17 protein-coding genes and 1 tRNA gene are annotated in these 19,611 nt (G+C 61.3%); 8 read left to right on the top strand and 10 right to left on the bottom strand.

Annotation, left to right across the window (positions count from 1 at the left end; all coding sequences use genetic code 11):
• Nucleotides 1-12 precede the first annotated feature (12 nt).
• Nucleotides 13-1,047: a LysR substrate-binding domain-containing protein gene (locus ACTXGA_RS15825; RefSeq protein ID WP_443395286.1), complete on the bottom strand. Its 1,035-nt coding sequence runs from the start codon at nt 1,045-1,047 to the stop codon at nt 13-15.
• 1,064 nt (nt 1,048-2,111) lie between these two features.
• On the opposite strand from ACTXGA_RS15825, the gene ACTXGA_RS15820 reads away from it, so the two are divergent.
• The 3 genes from ACTXGA_RS15820 (at nt 2,112) to ACTXGA_RS15810 (ending at nt 6,289) form a co-directional block, all read left to right on the top strand.
• Nucleotides 2,112-2,345: a helix-turn-helix domain-containing protein gene (locus tag ACTXGA_RS15820; protein WP_443395284.1), complete on the top strand. Its 234-nt coding sequence runs from the start codon at nt 2,112-2,114 to the stop codon at nt 2,343-2,345.
• A gap of 239 nt (nt 2,346-2,584) precedes the next feature.
• Nucleotides 2,585-4,828, top strand: a complete 2,244-nt coding sequence (locus tag ACTXGA_RS15815; RefSeq protein ID WP_443395282.1) for a hypothetical protein — start codon at nt 2,585-2,587, stop codon at nt 4,826-4,828.
• A gap of 3 nt (nt 4,829-4,831) precedes the next feature.
• Nucleotides 4,832-6,289 (top strand): hypothetical protein, encoded by a 1,458-nt coding sequence (locus ACTXGA_RS15810; protein ID WP_443395280.1) that lies wholly within the window; start codon nt 4,832-4,834, stop codon nt 6,287-6,289.
• A gap of 171 nt (nt 6,290-6,460) precedes the next feature.
• Here the strand turns inward: ACTXGA_RS15810 and ACTXGA_RS15805 are convergent, their stop codons facing one another.
• On the bottom strand, nt 6,461-6,811 hold the full coding sequence (locus ACTXGA_RS15805) for a hypothetical protein (protein ID WP_443395278.1): 351 nt from the start codon (nt 6,809-6,811) through the stop codon (nt 6,461-6,463).
• A 23-nt stretch (nt 6,812-6,834) separates the two neighbouring features.
• Here ACTXGA_RS15805 and ACTXGA_RS15800 point away from each other — a divergent pair, with 23 nt between their 5' ends.
• A complete protein-coding gene (locus ACTXGA_RS15800; RefSeq protein WP_443395277.1) occupies nt 6,835-7,263 on the top strand; it encodes a hypothetical protein in 429 nt (142 codons plus the stop codon).
• Between the two features lie 65 nt (nt 7,264-7,328).
• Here ACTXGA_RS15800 and ACTXGA_RS15795 read toward each other — a convergent pair whose 3' ends face one another.
• The 3 genes from ACTXGA_RS15795 to ACTXGA_RS15785 form a co-directional block, all read right to left on the bottom strand.
• Nucleotides 7,329-9,317: a site-specific integrase gene (locus ACTXGA_RS15795; protein ID WP_443395275.1), complete on the bottom strand. Its 1,989-nt coding sequence runs from the start codon at nt 9,315-9,317 to the stop codon at nt 7,329-7,331.
• 268 nt (nt 9,318-9,585) lie between these two features.
• Nucleotides 9,586-9,660 (bottom strand) — tRNA-Asn (locus tag ACTXGA_RS15790).
• An 80-nt stretch (nt 9,661-9,740) separates the two neighbouring features.
• On the bottom strand, nt 9,741-10,655 hold the full coding sequence (locus ACTXGA_RS15785) for an MBL fold metallo-hydrolase (RefSeq protein ID WP_443395273.1): 915 nt from the start codon (nt 10,653-10,655) through the stop codon (nt 9,741-9,743).
• Nucleotides 10,656-10,709: 54 nt separating this feature from the next.
• On the opposite strand from ACTXGA_RS15785, the gene ACTXGA_RS15780 reads away from it, so the two are divergent.
• Together ACTXGA_RS15780 and ACTXGA_RS15775 are read left to right on the top strand one after the other, a co-directional pair.
• Nucleotides 10,710-11,999 carry an ATP-binding protein gene (locus ACTXGA_RS15780; protein WP_443395271.1) on the top strand — a complete coding sequence of 430 codons (1,290 nt, stop codon included), beginning with the start codon at nt 10,710-10,712 and terminating at the stop codon, nt 11,997-11,999.
• Nucleotides 12,000-12,160: 161 nt separating this feature from the next.
• Complete coding sequence (locus ACTXGA_RS15775) at nt 12,161-12,436, top strand: hypothetical protein (RefSeq protein WP_443395269.1); 276 nt, start codon at nt 12,161-12,163, stop codon at nt 12,434-12,436.
• 68 nt (nt 12,437-12,504) lie between these two features.
• On the opposite strand, the gene ACTXGA_RS15770 is transcribed toward ACTXGA_RS15775, so the two are convergent.
• Both ACTXGA_RS15770 and ACTXGA_RS15765 read right to left on the bottom strand, forming a co-directional pair.
• Nucleotides 12,505-12,618 carry an entericidin EcnA/B family protein gene (locus ACTXGA_RS15770; protein ID WP_443395267.1) on the bottom strand — a complete coding sequence of 38 codons (114 nt, stop codon included), beginning with the start codon at nt 12,616-12,618 and terminating at the stop codon, nt 12,505-12,507.
• A 143-nt stretch (nt 12,619-12,761) separates the two neighbouring features.
• Nucleotides 12,762-14,579: an extracellular solute-binding protein gene (locus ACTXGA_RS15765; RefSeq protein WP_443395266.1), complete on the bottom strand. Its 1,818-nt coding sequence runs from the start codon at nt 14,577-14,579 to the stop codon at nt 12,762-12,764.
• Nucleotides 14,580-14,949: 370 nt separating this feature from the next.
• Here ACTXGA_RS15765 and ACTXGA_RS15760 point away from each other — a divergent pair, with 370 nt between their 5' ends.
• Both ACTXGA_RS15760 and ACTXGA_RS15755 read left to right on the top strand, forming a co-directional pair.
• Nucleotides 14,950-15,723 carry a 3-hydroxybutyrate dehydrogenase gene (locus ACTXGA_RS15760; RefSeq protein ID WP_443395264.1) on the top strand — a complete coding sequence of 258 codons (774 nt, stop codon included), beginning with the start codon at nt 14,950-14,952 and terminating at the stop codon, nt 15,721-15,723.
• Between the two features lie 89 nt (nt 15,724-15,812).
• Nucleotides 15,813-16,853, top strand: a complete 1,041-nt coding sequence (locus tag ACTXGA_RS15755) for a patatin-like phospholipase family protein (RefSeq protein ID WP_443395262.1) — start codon at nt 15,813-15,815, stop codon at nt 16,851-16,853.
• A 93-nt stretch (nt 16,854-16,946) separates the two neighbouring features.
• Here the strand turns inward: ACTXGA_RS15755 and ACTXGA_RS15750 are convergent, their stop codons facing one another.
• From ACTXGA_RS15750 to ACTXGA_RS15740, 3 genes are all read right to left on the bottom strand, one after another.
• Nucleotides 16,947-17,726: a DUF502 domain-containing protein gene (locus ACTXGA_RS15750; protein WP_443395261.1), complete on the bottom strand. Its 780-nt coding sequence runs from the start codon at nt 17,724-17,726 to the stop codon at nt 16,947-16,949.
• Nucleotides 17,727-17,804: 78 nt separating this feature from the next.
• Entirely contained in the window at nt 17,805-18,719 is a 915-nt protein-coding gene (locus tag ACTXGA_RS15745) for a pseudouridine-5'-phosphate glycosidase (RefSeq protein WP_443395259.1), read from the bottom strand.
• Nucleotides 18,716-19,609 (bottom strand): PfkB family carbohydrate kinase, encoded by an 894-nt coding sequence (locus ACTXGA_RS15740; RefSeq protein ID WP_443395257.1) that lies wholly within the window; start codon nt 19,607-19,609, stop codon nt 18,716-18,718. The genes ACTXGA_RS15745 and ACTXGA_RS15740 overlap by 4 nt, the downstream gene beginning before the upstream one ends.
• Nucleotides 19,610-19,611 lie beyond the last annotated feature (2 nt).

The following is a 19,611-nucleotide window of genomic DNA, read 5'->3' as shown; positions in this document are numbered from 1 at the left end:
GGGACTGGAACCTTAACCAAAAGGAATGGTGTGAAGGTCTTCCGTCGCTTTTTGCAGGCATTTCAGGAAGAACGCCAAGGTGGGATTCGTGTCCAGCTGGTCGCCGCGCCAAAAGCAGCGCGCCTCGGACAACAGGCCGCACGTGTCCAGCGGCAGCAAAACGATGTCGCCACGCGCCGCATGCGTCTGGGCAAGCCGTTGCGGCAAGAGCCCCAGCGCGGGTATCGCCTCAAGCAGCGCGAGGTTCAGCGTCAACGACAACGAAGCAATGGTATTGGCTGGCGGCGTCAGCCCATTCTCGGCAAAGAGCGCATCAATCGCGCGCCGTGCAACCGAATTGGCCTGAGGCAGAATCCACGGGAAATCGACCAGATCGCGCCATTCCAGCTCAGACCGATTTGCCAGACTATGGTTGCGCCCGGCCACCACCACGACCGGTTCTGCAAAAAGGCTTAGCTGGTCGATGCCGGGCAATTCCTGAGGCTGCCAAATCCGGGCAATCAGCACATCCAGAGCGCCTGCCTCCAACTCGGGAAGAAGTTCGACGAAATGCCCCTCTTTGATCGAAATGCTGGCCTGCGGCGTGCTGCTTTTGAACAGCGCAATGGCTCCGGGCAACAGGGTTGGCGCAACCGAGCTGACAGCCCCGACCGAAACAGAGCCGGAAACCCCGCTCGCCATGGCCTCGATATCAAAGGCGGCCCGGTCAAGCTGGTTGAGTGCCTGCTTGGCGTGATCCGCCAGCCGTTGCCCGATCGGGGTCAGAAACAGCCGGTTCCGGTCGCGCGTGACAATCGGAGCCCCGACGATCCTTTCCAGTTCCGCAATCTGCTTTGACACCGCAGGCTGGGTGACGTTGAGCGCCTCAGACACCCGCGCAACCAGCTTCAGGTCGGACAGGGCAGTAATGACGCGCAAGTGGCGCAGCGTTATTTTCTTCTGGAAATCATTGTTTGAAATAGCCGCTACTCGCTGGGTGTGGGTGACTGGATGTGACCCAATACCACAACACCTGCGCAAAGATCGATATCGGGAAGGGTCGTTCACGATGGCTGAGATGCACAAACTCGTGGAAATACTGCGCCACGCAGGCATCGCGGATTTGGGCCACCGTCGTTGCAGAAATTCTCGTGCCGTTGATTGTCCACTTCGGTGAAGGATTTCTGATGCGGGCCGTGGCTTGAGGTTGCCCCTGCTGCGGCGGCCCGATGCGCATCGTCGAGATCTTCCGCCGCGGTCAGAAGCCGTCATCTCGCGCACCACCTCGGGAGCACGCCGTATGACGAAGCGCCCGTCCTTGTCGCGAGAATTGTGCCGGCGCCCATTCGAGTTCCAAGCCGAACCCGGCTTGCCCCGTGCCGTGATTGGATCGCAAACATCCGAATACAAGCGCCGCCCGCGCCCAAAGATCATCATTGCCGCCGGTCAAGAAGTCTCTGCTAACCTTCGATTCCGGCCCGATCAGCGGCAAGACACCTCCGTCGCCAAAAAACCTCAGCACACTTTCCCCACAGACAGCGCCAAGCCCCCCGCGGCTTCCTCCTTCCGAGGTTTGTCAACGCGGGCCGAGGCACGCACGACGCCCGCCGTCACGCAGCGGCCCACATCGAAAAACCTTCAGGAAAGTTGAAGTTCACTGCAAACGCGAATGCGTCCCTGTCCGACAGAGGAAGCCGACTTTTTTCCATCCAGGCTCAGTCAGGAGCATGGCGCGAGCGGCGGCAAGTGTGCCCGAGCACTTGAACGTCAAAGATCTGGCCGAGCGCCGACTGTGTAAGATCGTGTTTCCCAATACCCACCTCAGTTTCGACATTGAGTGAACGGGCATGCAAAATTGCCCCCCGTAGCGGGGTAATCGGCGTCCAAAAGTGACCCACTTACACTGATGTGGAAGATGCTCCCGAGGTCATCGGGGAGCGCAGGGTGGGATGTTGGTCATGGAGACGATAGCGAAGATCCGGTGGGCGTATTTTCAGGACAAGAAACCGATCAAGCAGATCTGCCGGGAACTGCGGGTTTCGCGCACCCACTGACGGGAAACAAACCTGAATTTTTGATCCGTCACAAACGTGCGCATCTCCTTTTCGACTGAGGTCGAAAGGAGAACAAAAATGATCGTAAGTCCGGATGACACTTTCTCCGCCCGCGAAGCGGCCGAGTTTTTGCGCAAGTCCGAGCGGCAAATACAGCGGTACCTCGCAGAGGGTCGGTTGCATGGCAAACGCCCCAACGGGCGCTGGCAAATCACCGCGCTGTCACTGTGGAAATTCCAAGGCATCGAGCAGGAAATGCAGTCGATCTGGGTCGATTATTGCGTTCGTATGTCGAAAAAGGACGTTGAATAAAATGACGTATTTTCAATGTGTTATTATTTCCGGGGAAAATGGCCGGTCTCCATTGGGTCGGAATGTAGACCACCCCTTTTGCCCCGATGTCGTCCCGTGTCGCTCCCTGTCAGCCAGCGGCGGGAAGGGGGGCTCTTTGTCTGCCCCTGTCGGCAGTTTCCGGGGTGTTCGCCAGGCGCGTTTTGTTTCGAACGCACCTGGCGAACACCCCGGAGACTTGCCAAGAAAGGACAATTGCTATGTTTGATGATCGCGAATTTCACGGGACGACCACGGACCTCATCGCCGTGTTGCGTCTGACACCGATGAATGCCGCAACGCGGTTCGCGACAATCAGCTCGGTGCGGAAGTTTCGTGAGACGCTGATGCCGGTTGGCGATCCTTCCGTCGAAGAGCTCTTTCACGTCTGCAGCACGATCACGCCTGAGCAGCGGGACGAACTCGGCCCGCGACAAAGCCAGATCATGAGTGATCTCCGCCGCGCGCAGCGCGCCTGGGCGGACTCCGCGCGGCGGTCGCTGGCATTGCGATTGCGTGGTCGCCTGCCCACGCTTTCCGACGCGATTGATGCCGTCGAGAGCGTTTGCCAGCCAGACGCTGCCAAGCGTGCCGTGCAGGCAATCCAACAACTCGCGACCTCGGAAGCCACCGCTCCGGACCAGATCGTTGCAACATCCGTTGTCATCGAACCGATATTGCGCCGGTTGCGCCCCGAAGATCTGCAAGTGCAGTCAGCGAAGTCTCTCGTCAACAAGCTGTCGCAGATCCGCGCCGCGGTGAAGCTCGTCGATCCGAATGCTATCGGCGGGCGAGAAGCCGACGTCAAAGCTCTGCCGCACCAATGGCGGGTGCTGCTCGCCAAGCTTGCTGAGCGCACGCCACCCCATGCGAAATCAGAAGCTGCGATCTTTCGCAGGCTCGCTCTGCGCGCTGATCAGAACAACCTGAGTTCCGAAGACATCGATGCGGCGTTTCTCGCTGAGTTTTCGGCGCAGGAAATCGCGAGCAAATCTGACAGTCATCCCGAGAAACTGCGCCGTGCGGGACGGATCTGGAACAACCTGATTTCGGAAGAAAATCTGCGTGCCGCGCTCTTTCAGCCCTTGGGACGGCAGGATCGCCTACCGGATGTGAGTTGGTCAACTGTGCCGGACGCGATCCGGGCACGGGTCGATGCGCTGACGGACCAGATGGTTGCGCCGCAGGGCGACCTCAATTGGTCCTCATTTGTCGATGAGGACGACGATCTTGGGCTTGGCGAATTGCGCGGCAAAACCGGGACGCAGCCGAAGCTTGCCCGTGAACCGGGAACGCAGCGCAACCTGCGCGATGCCGTCAAGCGGGTCTGGCATGCGGCGGAAAGGGACGCTGTAGTTCGAGACAAACCGCGCACACTGGAGGACCTGTTCCGACCGGAGTGTCTTTTGGCGGCGGTCGCCGCGATCCGTGGCAAGCGTCGGGCGCGCATCGAAGCGCGCGGACAGAACTGGGAGCCTCACAAGAAGGGGCGCTATGAATGCTCTGTCGTTCAGGCGCTCTACAGCGTCGGAAAGTCCTGCGCTCTGCCGGAAGATTTGCTTGAGCCGGTTCGTGCCCTGACACTGAAACTCGATCCCAGTGTCGTTGGCAGCAAGCTGAAAGCGGACGGCTCCGTTGGCTACGTCTACGAAGAGCGCAAGATCGGGCGTCATCACGACGAGATGTTGCGCCAGTTCAACGATGACTCGGCGCTGTCGCGCTGGTTCCATGCGCCGGGCACGCTCTGGCGTGAAGCGGAAAGCTGGGTCAAACGCGGCAAGTCGCGTCCGACCCTGGCGCAGGCCGCGCTGGCGCGATCGGCATTGATCGCGCAGTTGTCACAACGTGTCACGCCGATGCGCCGCACGAATATCGCGCGCCTGCGCGCCTTCGGCGAGCAGTCTCATTTGAGCCTGCCAATCGGTACAGGGGAGGGGCGATTGATCCTGCCAGCCGCCGAAATGAAAAACCTGCGATCGGTGCACGTCACCATCGATCCGGAAACGGTACGGATGCTGAAACGCTTCATCGAAATCTATCATCCGGTGTTCGCCGAAAATGCAGATGTGCATGCCGAGAACGAGCATCTCTTCCCCGGCGCCTGCACGGACCGCAAGGAACGCGGCGAAAATGGCGGTTATGCGGCCGGTTTCGGCTATATGACAAAAGAAAAACTGAGCGGCCGCTTCAGACAGCATGTCTGGAAACATTGCCAGCTCAAGATGGACATGCAGGTGATGCGCCATATCGCAGGAAAAGTGATCCTCGACATGGATCCGAGCGCCATGGGACTTGTGCAAGAAGTCCTCGGTCACAAGAAGATCGAGACGACGCGGGCTTATTACGCCGAAGTCAGCAAGATCGTCGCGCAAAAGAACTACCTGAAATTGCTCGATCAATACAGCCGTCGCGTGATGTCGCACGTCGACTTTCGCATCGATCTTGAACAGCAGATGGAGCGTTGAACGATGCCAAAACACCGGCTTTCCCTCGCCCCGTCAAATTGGCCGGACGACATACGTGCGCGGTTTGACGCGGCTTTTGCCAATGCTTCGAAATACCAAAGGCCGCGGCTCGAGCAAGGCCTCGGCCGCTGGCTTCGGGCCGCTGCACGGGACGATCTGCCGCCGGACTTGATCACGCCAGCGCTGATCGAACGCAGGTGTGAAGATTTACGACCGGAAATGTCATCGGCGATGCGGCAGGCATTGCAGTCCGTATTTCCCGATGCCAATGCATTCGGGCGTGAGACCAGAGTCGAGGTCGAGAGCAAGCGCGCGGCGCTTATCCGAGAGATCGCGCGGAACTGGCACCGCCTGCCGCCGCACTGGCAGAATGCGGCGAAGCCGAAACTGCATTTCTGCCCCGAGGGCTTGAACGACGGGCTTTTGGTTGAGGCGTGGTCTGTCGATACATTGCAGTCGCGATTGGCGTCCACATGGGCATTCTTCGACTTCTGCCGCGCCAATGATCTGACCGAAGACGTGACCCCGGCGACGCTGAAAAAACGGCTGGATAACCGCCAGTCCGCTTTCCGACGCGGCGAGGTTTCGATCGCGACCGTGCATGGCGAGGTTCAGCGTTTGAAACTCCTGGGCCGTGCTTTGTTCGCGGACCGCGATTGGAACTGGATCGATCCGGTGCTGAAGCTGTTGAAGAAGCAAGCTGCACTGCAACCGTCGCGCAACGACGGCCGACTCGTCGATCTCGCCGAATTGCGGTTGGCGGCGCAAAGCTGTTACGATGTTGCCCTGCGCCGTCATCTTGCACATCCGGGACGCAGAGCCCGGGAGTCCGCGAACAAGCTCGCCCGGACCGGGCTTTCGCTCAGTCTGCTCGTGAATTCGCCGATCAGGCTCGAGTCGCTTGCAACGCTCGATCTGAAGGAAAATTTCGATCCGGATCTGACGTCGCTGTATCTTTCCGCGCGTGAGACAAAAGACAAGAAGCGCGACCAGCGTGTGTTGACGCCCGATGTGCGGCGCCAACTGCGGGACTACGTCGCGCACCATCGCACCACCGTCGCTCCCGTGCAGGAAACGGCGCTGTTCGTCGGCAGCCGCGGCAAGCCGGTCGCACCGGGCTATCTGAGCCAATCCGTTGGGGATCAGTGCCTGCGACTGTTTGGAAAACGTGTCACGCCGCAGGTGATCCGAAACATCATCGCAGGTTTCATCGTCTCGCAGGCGCCCGAGCAGGCCGCGCTTGCCAGCGAAGTGCTCAATCACGCTCAGGCCGCAACAACGGAAACCTATCGCGCCAGCGCCGTGCAGGTCCAAGCCGCACGCAAGCTGCGGGAAGCCACCGACGCCGGCCGTGAAAGCCTCGATGCCGGGCCGCCAGCGGCTTCGAAACGCGCTGATCGAGAACGTTCGAGCAGTATAACGCGGAGCCGGCAGACACCCCGGCAAAAAAGAAAGACATAGAAAAGGGGCGTGCCGGTTTGTCGTTTGTTTGTAGCAGCTCTTCTTTGCGAGAGCCGCGACAATCAAACGGCGTCACCGCACAACAAAAGGAGTAAGCAAAACCCGGAAATTACCCAATAAAATCAACAGTCGGAAGCCAAAGTGTTGTCACCGCCCGCATCTCGCGGACGGCTAAGAAGTAAGAAAAATATGTTTGACTTTCCTTCCACACACACAGCCATTCACCGCTTCGCTCATGAGCACGGCGAGGCACTGCAGAATGCTGCGATCCTGCTTGGCGGTCCGGCATGGCTCAAGCGCACGCAACGCTTGATCGACGCACTGTCGCTGGAGCCGCGCATGACGCGGAAAATTCGACAGGAGGCGCAGGCGCTGTAGGGCCTGCGCAGTCTCGAACACGTTCATGATTTCGATCGGCCAGGGTCTTGGTACTTCGGTGAGCTTGATCTGGAAGCGCCTTACATCGCTGAGATCTGCGTGCTGACCGAGGCCTTGGCCCAGGCGATCGAAGCCGTCGAACATGTCAACGGCCAGGAGGGCTGCGCATGAGCAATATTCCGGCAGATGAAAAACTGATCGAACGCATCGAAGATGCGCTTGACGAAGCTGAAAAGCTGAAAACCGGGATCGAAGCCGCGCTTGAAACCGGCTTCTTTCCAAGTGCGATGGCGCGTGCTGCCAAGCAGGTCTCTACCGAGATTGGTCATCAGACCATTTTCGGCACAATTAACGTCAAGACCCTGCGCGACTTCGCAGAGGATCTGGCCAGGGCTGCTGAGTCTGAACGCCGGACCGTCTGCGTCCAGGACGACTACGGCATCGCACCGCCGCGCATCGAGCACGAGTACTCCCAGGCGGGGGCTGAGTTGCTCACTTTGCGCACCACCACCAAGGCGCTGGCTGACCGCATCAATAGTGTTCGCTGGCTTCTCGACGCCCGCCGCATCGCCGCGGAACTGCTCGAAAGCTGCTGAATGCCGCCGCCCCAAAAAAACGCGCTGCTCCCCGTCTTCGAGACAGGGGGGCAGCGCTTTACGTATCATGACGTTTTCGCGGCCCTGGCCTGCCGATGCACATCAAGATCCGAAACTCCGCGTAGCCTGAGGGTCCCGAACGGCCTGCGCACCATCGAGACATCGTAGACCACTGCATCGACACGTTCGCGTAGTCGTGCGATCGGGAAGCCCTCCGGCGCATAGTGCTTGATGCCCGTGTCATTCTCCACATGTCCAAGCATGTACCGCCTCTGACTGTCCAGGCATTCCGTGGAAATCAGGGCTTGGTTGAAAGTCGTTCGGAAGGCATGAAAATCGAGCCCGCGCTGGTAGACCTTTATTTCTTTTCGATACCGCGTGAACTCCTTCGAGAACGGCTCCGTGAAGGTCTCCTTTGCACCGCTCCTCTCAAGCCATGGAAATAGCCGCGGTTCGGCCTCGCGTTTGCGCAGGGCGAACCGCTCCAACAAGCCGAGGTCGATCAAGTTTCGATGGACCGGAACGATGCGCCGCGCTGCGGCGCTCTTCAGACTCTGGCCAAGGCCCTGCTGCAGAACAAGACACGGGATGCCCTCTAACTCACGAATATCGTCCGTTGCCAATTGCAGGATCTCCTCGCTGCGCAACCCGGCGTGCAGGGCAATCAACGGCGCCCAGAACATGGGGTCGCCAGGATCTACTTCCAGTTCCTGTTGGAAGATCCGGCTGCGCAGGAGGATTGGCAATTTCTGGGACCAGGTTTCACGCTTGTTGTCTTCCTGCATCATTTCCCGACGGGCCAGTTCGCGGGAATCCCAGATGTGGTCACTCATGATATTGGTCGCGAGGTAGCCCTTCGCCACCGCGAATTTCATGATTCTCTGTGCGTCTTGCATATGACGGTAGATGGTTCCGACACGCAGGCGCGGCAGCCGTGAGATATGGACGTCGAATTCGGTCTTGCCGGGGCTTGAGCCGAGATTCTTGTGTCGCGCGCGCGTCAAAGCTTCGTTCCTGGCATCCTGCCGGTCGGCTTCATCGGCGATGTCTCGCAGGCTGCGTTTGTCGTCGGTCCTGTCGCCGTAACCGCGGGGCAGGCGAACAACGATGGACCAGAAGTCGGTCAACATCTTGTCAGTCAGCTCCGCAAGGTCTTTGCCACCCAGGCCTTTTTCAAGAAGATTGATCGTGGAGCGCACGTTGGGGGCCGAGTTCCTTTCCCAGCTCTTGCCCGTTTTTGCATTCGGGATCTCGGTTCGCTTGAAAGTGGCGTGCCCTTTGCAACGGAGCGCCACGTATTCCTCGCCGATGCTGCGGAGCCCTCGAGCGGATCTCGACACCTTGGGCTTTTGCTTGGACGCCACCGCTCCTGGCCGTGGCGCCGTGTCCGTTTGCCGAGGCGGCCGTGTTGACGCAGAGATTGGTTCTTCCGGGGCCTCGGCGTCGTTCGAGGCTTCGCCATTCCCCGTCTCATGGATCCCGACAGGTTGTCGGCACGCCTCTGCCGCCATCGGATTTTCCGGCGTGATGCCGATCATTTTCAGCCCTGCCGCCACATCAGTTTGCCGCGTCTCGACAGGGCTGGGCCTTTCATGGGCGGTGTGCAAGATGGCCCCCTGGAACTGTTGGGCAACCGGCCTTGCCGCGGGCAGATAGCGGCCGCCTGTTCCGAACTGCCCCTTGTCCCTGCGCATGTTCTCTTCGCCCGCTTCGATCATGGCTTCAAGGGCCCGCATGGCGAGGCTCTGATAATCCCCGTCGGACAGGTCCAGTTCAATCCCAAGTCGTTGCGCCGTGGCCTGCAGAGGCGCCTTGGCGATGTCGCGATCCCGTAGCAGAACAGCCTGTCGCAGCGTGGACAGAGCGGCCTCGGCACAGGCTTGTTCATAATGGGCGGCTTCCAAGGTGCGGGCGGGCGCCATCTCGCGGGCGAGATCGGCCGCTTCGATCTGAAAACGGCACAGGCTGACAAGCAGGCTTTCCATCTCCGCAGGTGTCATCGACATGGTTTTCTCCGCACAGGCGGCGAAAGCCAGGTCGGTGAGATCTGTCAATCTCCGGGCGATGGCCTCCGCGTCGCGGGGAACATCGGTACGTAGTGGAAAAAGCAGAAACCGGGTTTGATGAAAAAATCCAGGTTCGCAGCGGCAGGACCCCTGGGGCCACCTGCGCCGCCAATAGTAGAGGCGGCCGCGGCGTTCGAGGTATCTGTATCTTGGTTTACACGGCATGACCCGCTCCACTGTGCCAAGCGGAGTGCCAAATCGTCGAACAGCTACTCCCGAAGGAGTTTTCTGTTCTAATACAGGCAGTTGGAAGATTTGGCTCCGGCGGTAGGGATCGAACCTACGACCAATTGATTAACAGTCAACTGCTCTACCGCTGAGCTACGCCGGACCATGCGGGCGATATAGCAATGTCGAATCCGGGCGTCCAGAGGGTTTCGCAACAAAAATGCGGAAAGATGAGTACCGGGGTCAAACGCGGCGAAATTTTGCGGAAGCACTGAGATTTCCCTCTGGCTCCACCCGGGATTTTTCAAAAAGGTCAATGAGATGCGCGAGAACGTTCCGTTCTGCCGCCGGCAAGAGCGCGACTGGTGTCTCGGTGTAGATCTGCCGGGCCAGGGAGCCAGCACTGGCAGGACCACTGGCCAGTGCGGCCAATATTGCGGCTTCGCGCCCGCGCCGGTGCGCCAGCAAAGTGCCGATCCGTGCCATCGGATCGCCCACTGGCGCGCCATGCCCGGCATGGAAGACAGACCATGGCTGTGCCTTTAGTCGCTCCAGTGACGTCATGAAGGCGGTCAAATCCCCATCAGGGGGAGAGACAAGGGATGTGGCCCACCCCATCACCAGATCGCCGGAGAACAGGGCGTTCTCCCAGGCAAAGGAGAGATGATTGGCCATGTGGCCGGGGGTATGCAGCGCTTGGATGCGCCAGCCGTCACCCTCTACGATGTCCTTGTCCGCCAACGGCATGTCGGGTCGGAATGCCCGATCAACGCCTTCGCCTCCGCCGACGACGCCCTCGGCGGCCAGCGTCTGCATCACGGCGCTTCGGCCGGCCTCGGCCGGTCCGAAACCGAACACGAGGGCGCCGGTTTCCTGCGACAAGCGCCGCGCCAGCGGGGAATGATCCAGATGCGCATGGGTGACGAGAATATGGGTCAGTTCCTGTCCCGGCTCGATCGCCGACAGCAATGCGTCGAGGTGGGTGTCATCATCCGGCCCCGGATCGATCACGGCAAGCCCGCGGGTCCCCAGAAGGTAGCTGTTGGTGCCGCGATAGGTCATCGGCGACGGATTGGGCGCCAGAACGCGCCGAAGCCCCGGGGCCAGAACCTCGGGCACGCCCGGCTGAGGGCGAAAATCTGGCTGCGGGTTTTGCATCGGGACAGTCCTTTCGCGATGGCGGGGCAGGGCGGTGCGGGATAGGGTTAGCGCATGTTCTTCCAGTGGCTCAAACGATATATGCCGCGAAGCCTGTATGGGCGGGCGGCGCTGATCCTGGTTCTGCCGGTGGTGACCCTGCAACTGGTGGTGTCGGTTGTGTTTATCCAGCGGCATTTCGAAGACGTGACAGAACAATTGTCGGGGGAGTTGGCGCGGGCAGTGAACCTGGCCGTCGGAACGCTGCCTGACAGCATGGACCGGTCGGTTCTGGGCATCCGCCTGGTGCCCGTGCCGATCTCCCTTCTTCCCGAAAGCAACTCCAGACGCTGGTACGACTTGACCGGTCGTCTGGTGATCCGCGAACTGTCCGAACGAGTGCCCGGGGTCGAACGCATCCTGTTGCCCGACGACCGCGACGTGATCCTCTATGTCAGTCGCGACGATCAGCTTTACCGGATGACGCTGGATCGGCGGCGCGCCTCGGCGTCGAACCCGCACCAGTTGTTCGTGAACATGCTGTTCTTTGGCGCCCTCATGACGCTGATCGCCTTTCTGTACCTGCGCAACCAATTGCGCCCGATCACCCGTCTTTCGGATGCGGCAGAGGCTTTCGGCAAGGGTCGCATCGTGCCGTACAAACCGGCGGGGGCCACCGAGGTCCGCTCTGCCGGGCATGCCTTTCTGGACATGCGCTCGCGGATCGAACGGCATATCGAACAGCGGACAATGATGTTGTCCGGCGTCAGCCACGATCTGCGCACGCCGATCACGCGGTTGCGGCTGGGTCTGTCGTTGCTGGATGATCCCGACCGCGAGCCGCTGGAGCGGGATGTGGAAGAGATGCAAAGGCTGATCGACGCCTTTCTAGACTTTGCGCGCGGCGACGCCGAAACCGCCGAGTCAGAGCCGACGGATCCCTTTTCGATGATCAGGGACATCGTCGAAAATGCTCGCCGGTCCGGTCAGGACGTTTCGGTCGGAGAGATGACGGGCGAGGGGACGGTCATGCTGCGGCCTCGCGCGATGCGCCGGGCGGTCGAAAACCTTGTGGGCAATGCGGGCCGTTATGCCCGGACCTGCCGGGTGTCGGTCGTGCTGACGGACACATCGCTCCGGATCCGGGTAGAGGACGATGGTCCCGGCATCCCGGTCGAGCGGCGCGAGGATGCGCTGCGCCCCTTTGTCCGCCTCGATCCCGCCCGCAATCAGGACCGCGGATCGGGCGTGGGTCTGGGGTTGGCAATCGCGGCCGACATCGCGCGCGCGCATGGCGGAGTACTGAGACTGGGCGAGAGCGAGAGCCTGGGCGGGTTGAAAGCCGAGATCGTGGTCGCGCAGTAACCGCCAGGTTCGACCGCATTTTCAGTCAATCCGCATCATTCGCCACGGATTCGCCACCGCCCGGTCACGGGCTGGAAAGGCCTTTGCGTCACCTTGCACGCAGCATGGCGCCATTGTCCGGCGCCGGGGCCTTTGCAGTCACAAACCGAACGGAGCCTTCCATGTCCCTGATCCCCCTTGCCGCCGCTGCCCTCTCACTTGCCTCGCTGAGCGATGATGGCGCGGAGACACCCAAGCACCTCTACCTTGCACAGGCGCAGCCCTTTGTCGGCACGCAGGGTGTCATGGTTCCGCAGGGCGACTACATGACCACCGCCGATGGATGCACCTATCGCCGTACGCAGGCCCCGGGCCATCCCGTGCGCTGGATCATCGTCCTGAACCCGCACCACATCGGCAAAGGCGTCTCCAGAAAAAACTGCAAGGGCATGCTGTAAGCCGGACAGCAAAAAGGCCCCGGAAGTGGGGCCTTTTCAGATTGCCTGCGGAGAACGGTCGGGTTGGCTCAGAACCAGCCCTGCACCGTGCGCGCACCGGAGGAGATGTCTTGGCCAATACCGTCCACGGTGCCACAGGATGCCAGCCCAAGGGCCAGCCCGATTATCAGAATTGCTCGCATAGTCTGCCTCTTTTGCGGTCTTTTCGCCGTTGATACGGGGCAGTGTAGCGCAAATCGGGGAGAGTTTGAATCCCCCCGGGACTTCGTCGGCACCCATCGCGCCGGACATTGGCGGAAATCGGCGGATGTCTCCCCGGACGGGGTTATTCCTCCCACCACCAGACATCGGGCTGGAAGCCGATCCAGTCGCCGTAGATCGGCAGATACTCTGGGTATTTCAGCTCTTTGGCGTAGGCGATCCGGCTGACAGCATAGCGGTCCTGCACCGGGATCACGTAGCGGCCCGTGGTCAGCACCCGATCCAACGCCCGTGTCGCCGCAAGAAACTCGTCGCGGGTCTGCGCGCCCAGCAATGTCGCTATCATCGCTTCGGCGGCAGGGGACTTGATGCCCATCCAGTTGCGCGATCCTTCCTGATCCGCCGCCTCGGACCCCCAGTATAGGTACTGTTCGTTGCCGGGGCTGAGCGACAGACCGCGCCGGAAGGTCGTCATGTCGAAATCGAACTTGTTGGTGCGTTCGGTATACTGCGCGGGGTCGATGGTGGTGATCGTCGCCGCGATCCCCATGCGTTCCAGAGCGCGCAGGTAGATATCGGCCATCGACACGTTTTCTCCCTGACCCTGCTGGATCAGGATATCGAAGGTGAAGGGCTGGCCTTCGGCGTTTTTCAGAACGCCGTCCTGCACGGTCCAGCCCGCCTCGGCCATCAGGTCCAATGCTTTGGCGATGTTCTTGCGGTTACGGGCCGACCCATCCGAGACCGGCAGTTCATAGCCTTCCAGCGCACCGGGCAGCAGTTCATCCTTGAACGGTTCCAGCAACGTGCGCACCAGCCCCTCTGCCGGACCGGGCCGCATGCCAAGTTGAGAGTTCCCGTAATAGGAGGTGATCCGCGGCTGTGCGCCACCGGTCAACGTGTCGTTGATATACTCAAAGTTGAAGGCATGGATCAGAGCGTCGCGCACGCGCCAATCAGCAAACTGAGGACGGCGTGTGTTCATCACAAAGCCGGAGATGCCGGTGGGACGCGCGTGCGGGATTTCCGTCTTGACGATCCTGCCGGAAGTCACGGCCGGGAAATCGTATTGGGTCTTCCATTTCTCGGCGTTGGTCTCGCGGATGGTATTGATGATCCCGGCCTTGAAGGCCTCGAACAGGGCGGTGTCATCGGCAAAGAATTCCAGCCGGATGGTATCGACATTGTTGGTGCCACGGCGAAACGGCACATCCTTTCCCCAATAATCGTCGTCCCGGGTCAGTTCGACATACCGACCGGCCTCATAATCCCCAATGACGTAGGGAGCAGAGGTGATCGGCACGATGTCGAGGCTGGAGTTTTCGAAATCCAGCCCGTCCCATTGCGCCTTTTTCAGAACCGGCCGCATGCCGACCAACAGCGCCAGTTCCGGGTTGTCCTCGTTGAAGGCAAAGCGGACCGACTGCGGGCCGGTCTGTTCCATGCTTTCGATCTTGTCCCACAGGCCGCGGTAACGCGGGTGGCCCTTGGTCCCCAGCGTCTCATAGGACCACATGACATCCTCGACCGTCACCGGGCTGCCATCCGAAAATTTCGCCTCGGTCCGCAGGGTGAATTCGACCCATTCCCGATTCGGGCCAACCTCTATCGATTCGGCTAATAGGCCGTAAAGGGAAAAGGGTTCATCGTAACTGCGACCCATAAGGCTCTCATAAGCCAAAAAACGCAATTGCCAGGGAGAAGAGCCTTTGAGGATGTGCGGATTGAGGCTGTCGTAGCTGCCCAGTTCGCCTGTGACGACCTTTCCGCCGGTCGGCGCCTCTGGATTGGCATAGGGGAGCGACACAAAATCGGGTGGGAGCTGCGGTGCCCCATACATAGCTATGCCATGCTGCGGTTCCGCCCAGAGTGACCCGGCGGAAAGAATCGCCCCGGCCGCGACGTAATGCGCGGCCAGTTTTCGGAAAAAATTTATGTACATTTTGTGGACGGTCCCTGTCTGCCCTTGTTTTCTTGCGCCTGAGCGTATCGCTCCTTTTACGCCTTTTCAAACTTTTAGCTTGGACTCGGGCGCTGAAACGCTTATACAAAGAGCACTGCTCGATAGGTTTCTTGCCTGTATGAAACCTGCCTCAATGACTTAACCCCGGCTTCGGCCGGGGTTTTTTTCTGCCTGATCTAAAGGCACCCATCACCCGGATTTTCACCCCTTCCTGCGTCCTGTCGACGCCTGCGCGACAAGCCGCCGGCGGCGCGCAGATTTCCTTGCGCCATGTCGATTGTGCAGGTGCAGAACCGGATTGGCCGTTCTATGTTGCGGGTGCAAACACATCTGACATCGGAGGGCAGACATGCCGCTGCAGGGAAAGACCGCCGTCATCACCGGATCCAATTCAGGCATCGGGCTGGGCATCGCGCATGAAATGGCCAAGGCCGGGGCATCGGTTGTGATCAACTCGTTCACCGACCGGGACGAAGACCACGCGCTTGCCGCGGAAATCGCCAAGGAACATGGCGTCGAGGCACGCTATATCAAGGCGGACATGTCCAAGGCCGCGGAGTGCCGCGCCCTGATCGAGCAGGCCGGCGCCTGCGACATCCTGATCAACAATGCGGGCATCCAGCACGTGGCGCCGATCGACCAGTTCCCGACCGAAAAATGGGACGCGATCATCGCGATCAACCTGTCGTCTGCCTTTCACACCACCGCCGCCGCGTTGCCGATGATGCGCTCTGCCGGTTGGGGCCGGGTGGTCAACATCGCCTCTGCCCACGGTCTGACTGCTTCTCCCTATAAAAGTGCCTATATCGCCGCCAAGCACGGCATCGTTGGCCTGACCAAGACCACCGCGCTGGAAACCGCAGAGGAACCGATCACCGCCAATGCGATCTGCCCGGGCTACGTCTTGACCCCGCTGGTTGAGGCGCAGATCCCCGACACCATGAAGGAATACGACATGGACCGCGAAACGGTGATCCGCGAGGTCATGCTGAAGCGGCAGCCGTCCAAGCAATTCGCCACGGTCGAGCAGATGGGCGGCACCGCCGTCTTCCTGTGTTCCGACGCCGCGGCGCAGATCACCGGCACGACGATCAGCGTCGACGGCGGCTGGACCGCGCTTTGATGTGAGACGGGGCAGGGGGCGCTGCCCCCATCCCTTGCGGGACTCCCCCTGAGATATTTTTGAAACCAAAGAAGACAGGGCCCGGTACATTGGCAGAGAAATTGCGGATCAACCTTGCCCTTCAGGGCGGCGGCGCGCACGGGGCCTTTACCTGGGGCGTGCTGGATCGCCTGCTTGAAGACCCGGATATCGAGATCGCGGCAATCTCGGGCACCTCGGCGGGGGCACTGAACGGCGCAGCACTGAAGGCCGGGATGCTGGTTGGCGGGGCCGAGGGCGCGCGGGAGAACCTGGACTGGCTCTGGGGACAGATCGGCGCGCTGGACGATATGGGCGTGCCGGAGTGGCTGGACGCCTGGCTGCCGCATCCCGAGGTCGTCAGCAAGGGCATCGAGTATTCGTGGCCTTATAGCTGGGGTGAGGCTGTGGGACGGATGATTTCGCCCTATTCCTGGGGCCCCCTGTACCGCAACCCTCTGGAACGGATCGTGGAGCGGTTCGATTTCGACCGGGTCTGTGCCCACAGGGGCCCGGATTTCCACGTCTGTGCCACGCAGGTGCGCGATGGAAAGATCCGGGTGTTTTCCGGTGACGCGATCACGCCGCAGGTCATCATGGCCTCTGCCTGTCTGCCGACGCTGTTTCAGGCGGTGGAGTTGGAAGACCCGCAGACCGGCACGATCGAGCCGTTCTGGGACGGCGGCTATACCGGCAATCCGGCGCTGTTCCCTCTGTTTCAGAAACATCTGCCCGACGATCTGGTGGTGGTGAACATCAACCCGCTCAAGCGCAACAAGGTGCCGATCAGCCCGCCGGAGATCCAGAACCGCATCAATGAGATCAGCTTCAATTCGTCGTTGCTGCGGGAATTGCGGGCCATCGATTTCGTGCAGCGGCTGCTGAGTTCGGGCGCGTTGCAGCCCGGGACGATGAAGCGTCCCCTCGTTCACATGATTGCCGATGATGCGCTGATGAACTCGCTGTCCGTGGCGACGAAGATGGTGCCGGTGCCGAGCGTTCTGGCCCAGCTGAAGCAGGCCGGGCGGCGGGCGGCGGGGGTGTTTCTGGACGAGCACAAGGGGGACATCGGGCAGCGTCAGACCGTCGATCTGCGGGCGATGTTTGGCTGACCGAAATGGGGTGTCCACGCGTGGACACCAAGGTGCCCTAACGAAATCAAGGGCTTCCAGAGACGAATTTACACTTTCTTAGGAAAGCGCTGCTCAGGACGCCTTGCGGAATTGTGCCTCAAGCGCCTGTTTGGCGTCTTGACCGTTGGGGTAAACCAGCCCGGCCGAGATCACCAATTTGGCCGCGTCCTCCAGCGACATGTCCAGTTCGATCACGTCTTCCTTGGGGAAGAACAGCAGAAAGCCCGAGGTCGGGTTGGGCGTTGTGGGGATGAAGATCGACAAGAGTTCGCCCGTCACCATGGCCTTTTTCACGATCTCGCCCTTGGCATGGGTCGAGATGAAGCCGATGGCCCAGATCCCCTTGCGCGGGTATTCTATCAGGCAGGCCTTTTCGAAGCTGCGTTCGCTTTGCGCAAAGATCGTCTCTGCCAGTTGCTTGAGACCCGAATAGATCGAGCGCACAACCGGGGTGCGCTGTACGAGGCTTTCGGCGAAGCTGATCATCGAGCGACCGATCAGCCCCTTGGCGATCCAGCCGACGATGATGGTGAACAGCAGGAAGACGACAACGCCAAGGCCGCGCACGTTGATTTCGACCCGGCCATCACCGTTGGCGTCCAGCCAGTCAAACAGCCACGGAATGCGCGGCCCGTCCGGGCCGACCATCCAGCGATTGAGGAGCGCGTTGGGTTGATAGGCGTCCGGCACGAAGGGCCAGACGAAGCCGTCGACCCAGCCGACGACCGTCCAGATCAGCCAGACGGTCAGTCCCACGGGGGCGATGACGACAATGCCGGTCAGAAAGGAGTTGCGCAGGCGGGTAAACAGGCCTGCGCGTTTGGGTGTCTCAGGCTCGAAGGGCGTGGTCATTGATTATCCCGGAACGCGTGCAGCGAAAGTAGGCGCTGCTGCAACGCTCTACAATGGCCCTTTGCGGCTTTCTGAGGCTCAGGCGGGCAGGACGCTCAATTCCTGTGCGACAGCCGCGCCCAGACGGGCGTTGTTGAGAACCAGGGCGATGTTGGATTCCAGCGACCGCCCCTCTGTCAGTTCAAAGATGCGCTGGAGCAGGTAGGGTGTCAGGGACTTACCCGCGATGCCATGCCGTTCGGCGTCACGCGTGGCCTCTGCGATGACCGGGGCAAGGGTTTCGCGCGGGATTTCCGCCTCTGGCGGGATCGGGTTGGCCACCAACTGGCCGCCCGGCAGGCCAAGCTGCGCCCGCATCCGGTGGGCGGCGGCAATCTCGCGCGGGGTGTCGGCGCGCAACGGCGCGCGCAGCCCGGCCTCGCGCGACCAGAAGGCCGGAAGCTGATCCTGCCCATAGGCCATGACCGGCACACCAAGGGTTTCCAGCACTTCCAGCGTCTTGGGCAGGTCGAGGATGGCCTTGGCCCCGGCGGCGATGACGGTCACCGGGGTCTGCGCCAGTTCCTGCAGATCGGCGGAGATGTCGAAAGAGTTTTCGGCACCGCGATGCACGCCGCCGATGCCGCCGGTTGCGAAACATTCGATCCCGGCCAGACGGGCGGCGATCATCGTCGCGGCGACGGTGGTCGATCCGGTGCCGCCGCGCGCCATGCAGACGGCCATATCCGCCCGCGACAGCTTGGCCACATGGCGGGCCTGCGCCAGCGTTTCCAGTTCTGCATCCTCTAGACCCACGTGCAGTTTGCCGTTCAGCACGGCGATGGTGGCGGGCGTCGCACCGCCATCGCGCACCGTCGCCTCGACCCGGCGCGCCACGTCCAGGTTCTGTGGCCAGGGCATGCCGTGGGTGACGATGGTGCTTTCCAGCGCGACGACGGGACGGCCATCTGCCTGAGCCTCGGCCACGGCGGCGGAGCGGTGCAATTCAATCATTCGGTCTCTCCCGAGACATAGGTGGCGGCGATGCGCAGCGCGCGGTTCAGGGCGGCGGGCCGGTCGTGGCCAAGGCGTTCGGCGGCGATATGAGCGGCCATGAAAGTGTCGCCTGCGCCGGTGATCCGGCTGACGCGGACCTGCGGCGGCACCTCTGTCACGAGGCCCGAGGCATCGGCGTCACAGCAGGGCGCGCCGCCGTTGGTCACAAGGACGCGTTTCGCGCCCGCCTGAACCAGTCGGGCGGCGGCCTCTGGCGCGTTGTCGAAATGCGTGCCGCAGAGCAATCCGGCCTCTTCGAGGTTCACGTAGAGCGTGCCGCGCCCCGATGACAGAAAAGCCGAGAGGCGGCGCGCCTTGCCGGGGCTGGCGGGAGCCACGCGAAGATCGGCCTTCGCAAAGGCCGGGTGGCAGGCGATTTCGGCCAGGAGCGCCTCTGTCAGGTTGCCATCCAGCGCGATCTGTCCGGGGTAGGGGCTGTCGGTATTACCCAGCACCCCGCCGATCAGCGGCGCAAGGATGCGGTCGCCTGCGGCCTCCAGCGAATGGGCGTCGGCGATGGCGGCGATCAGCCCGTTCTCGGCCTCGACCGCCATATAGACATCCGTGGGCAGGTCTTCGGCGCGGGTCAGATGCGCGGTTTGCAGTCCCAGCGCCTCACATGCGGCGACCAGTTCATGGCCCTCGGCGTCCTGTCCGACACAGGACAGCAACGCAGGTTTCAGCCCCAGACCGGCCAGTGTCATGGCAATGTTCAGCGCCACGCCGCCGGGGATCCGGGTGATGCGGCCCGGCATGTCATTGCCTTCGCGCATCGGCGCCTCACACCGTCCGATCACGTCCCAGAGGACGGAACCGATGCACAGGATGTCAGGCGCTTGAGCAGTCATGA

Source organism: Antarctobacter jejuensis, assembly GCF_052266595.1.
GTDB lineage: Bacteria > Pseudomonadota > Alphaproteobacteria > Rhodobacterales > Rhodobacteraceae > Antarctobacter > Antarctobacter jejuensis.
Note: the sequence above shows the minus strand (reverse complement) of the source record. Positions and strands in the feature narration are given on the sequence as shown.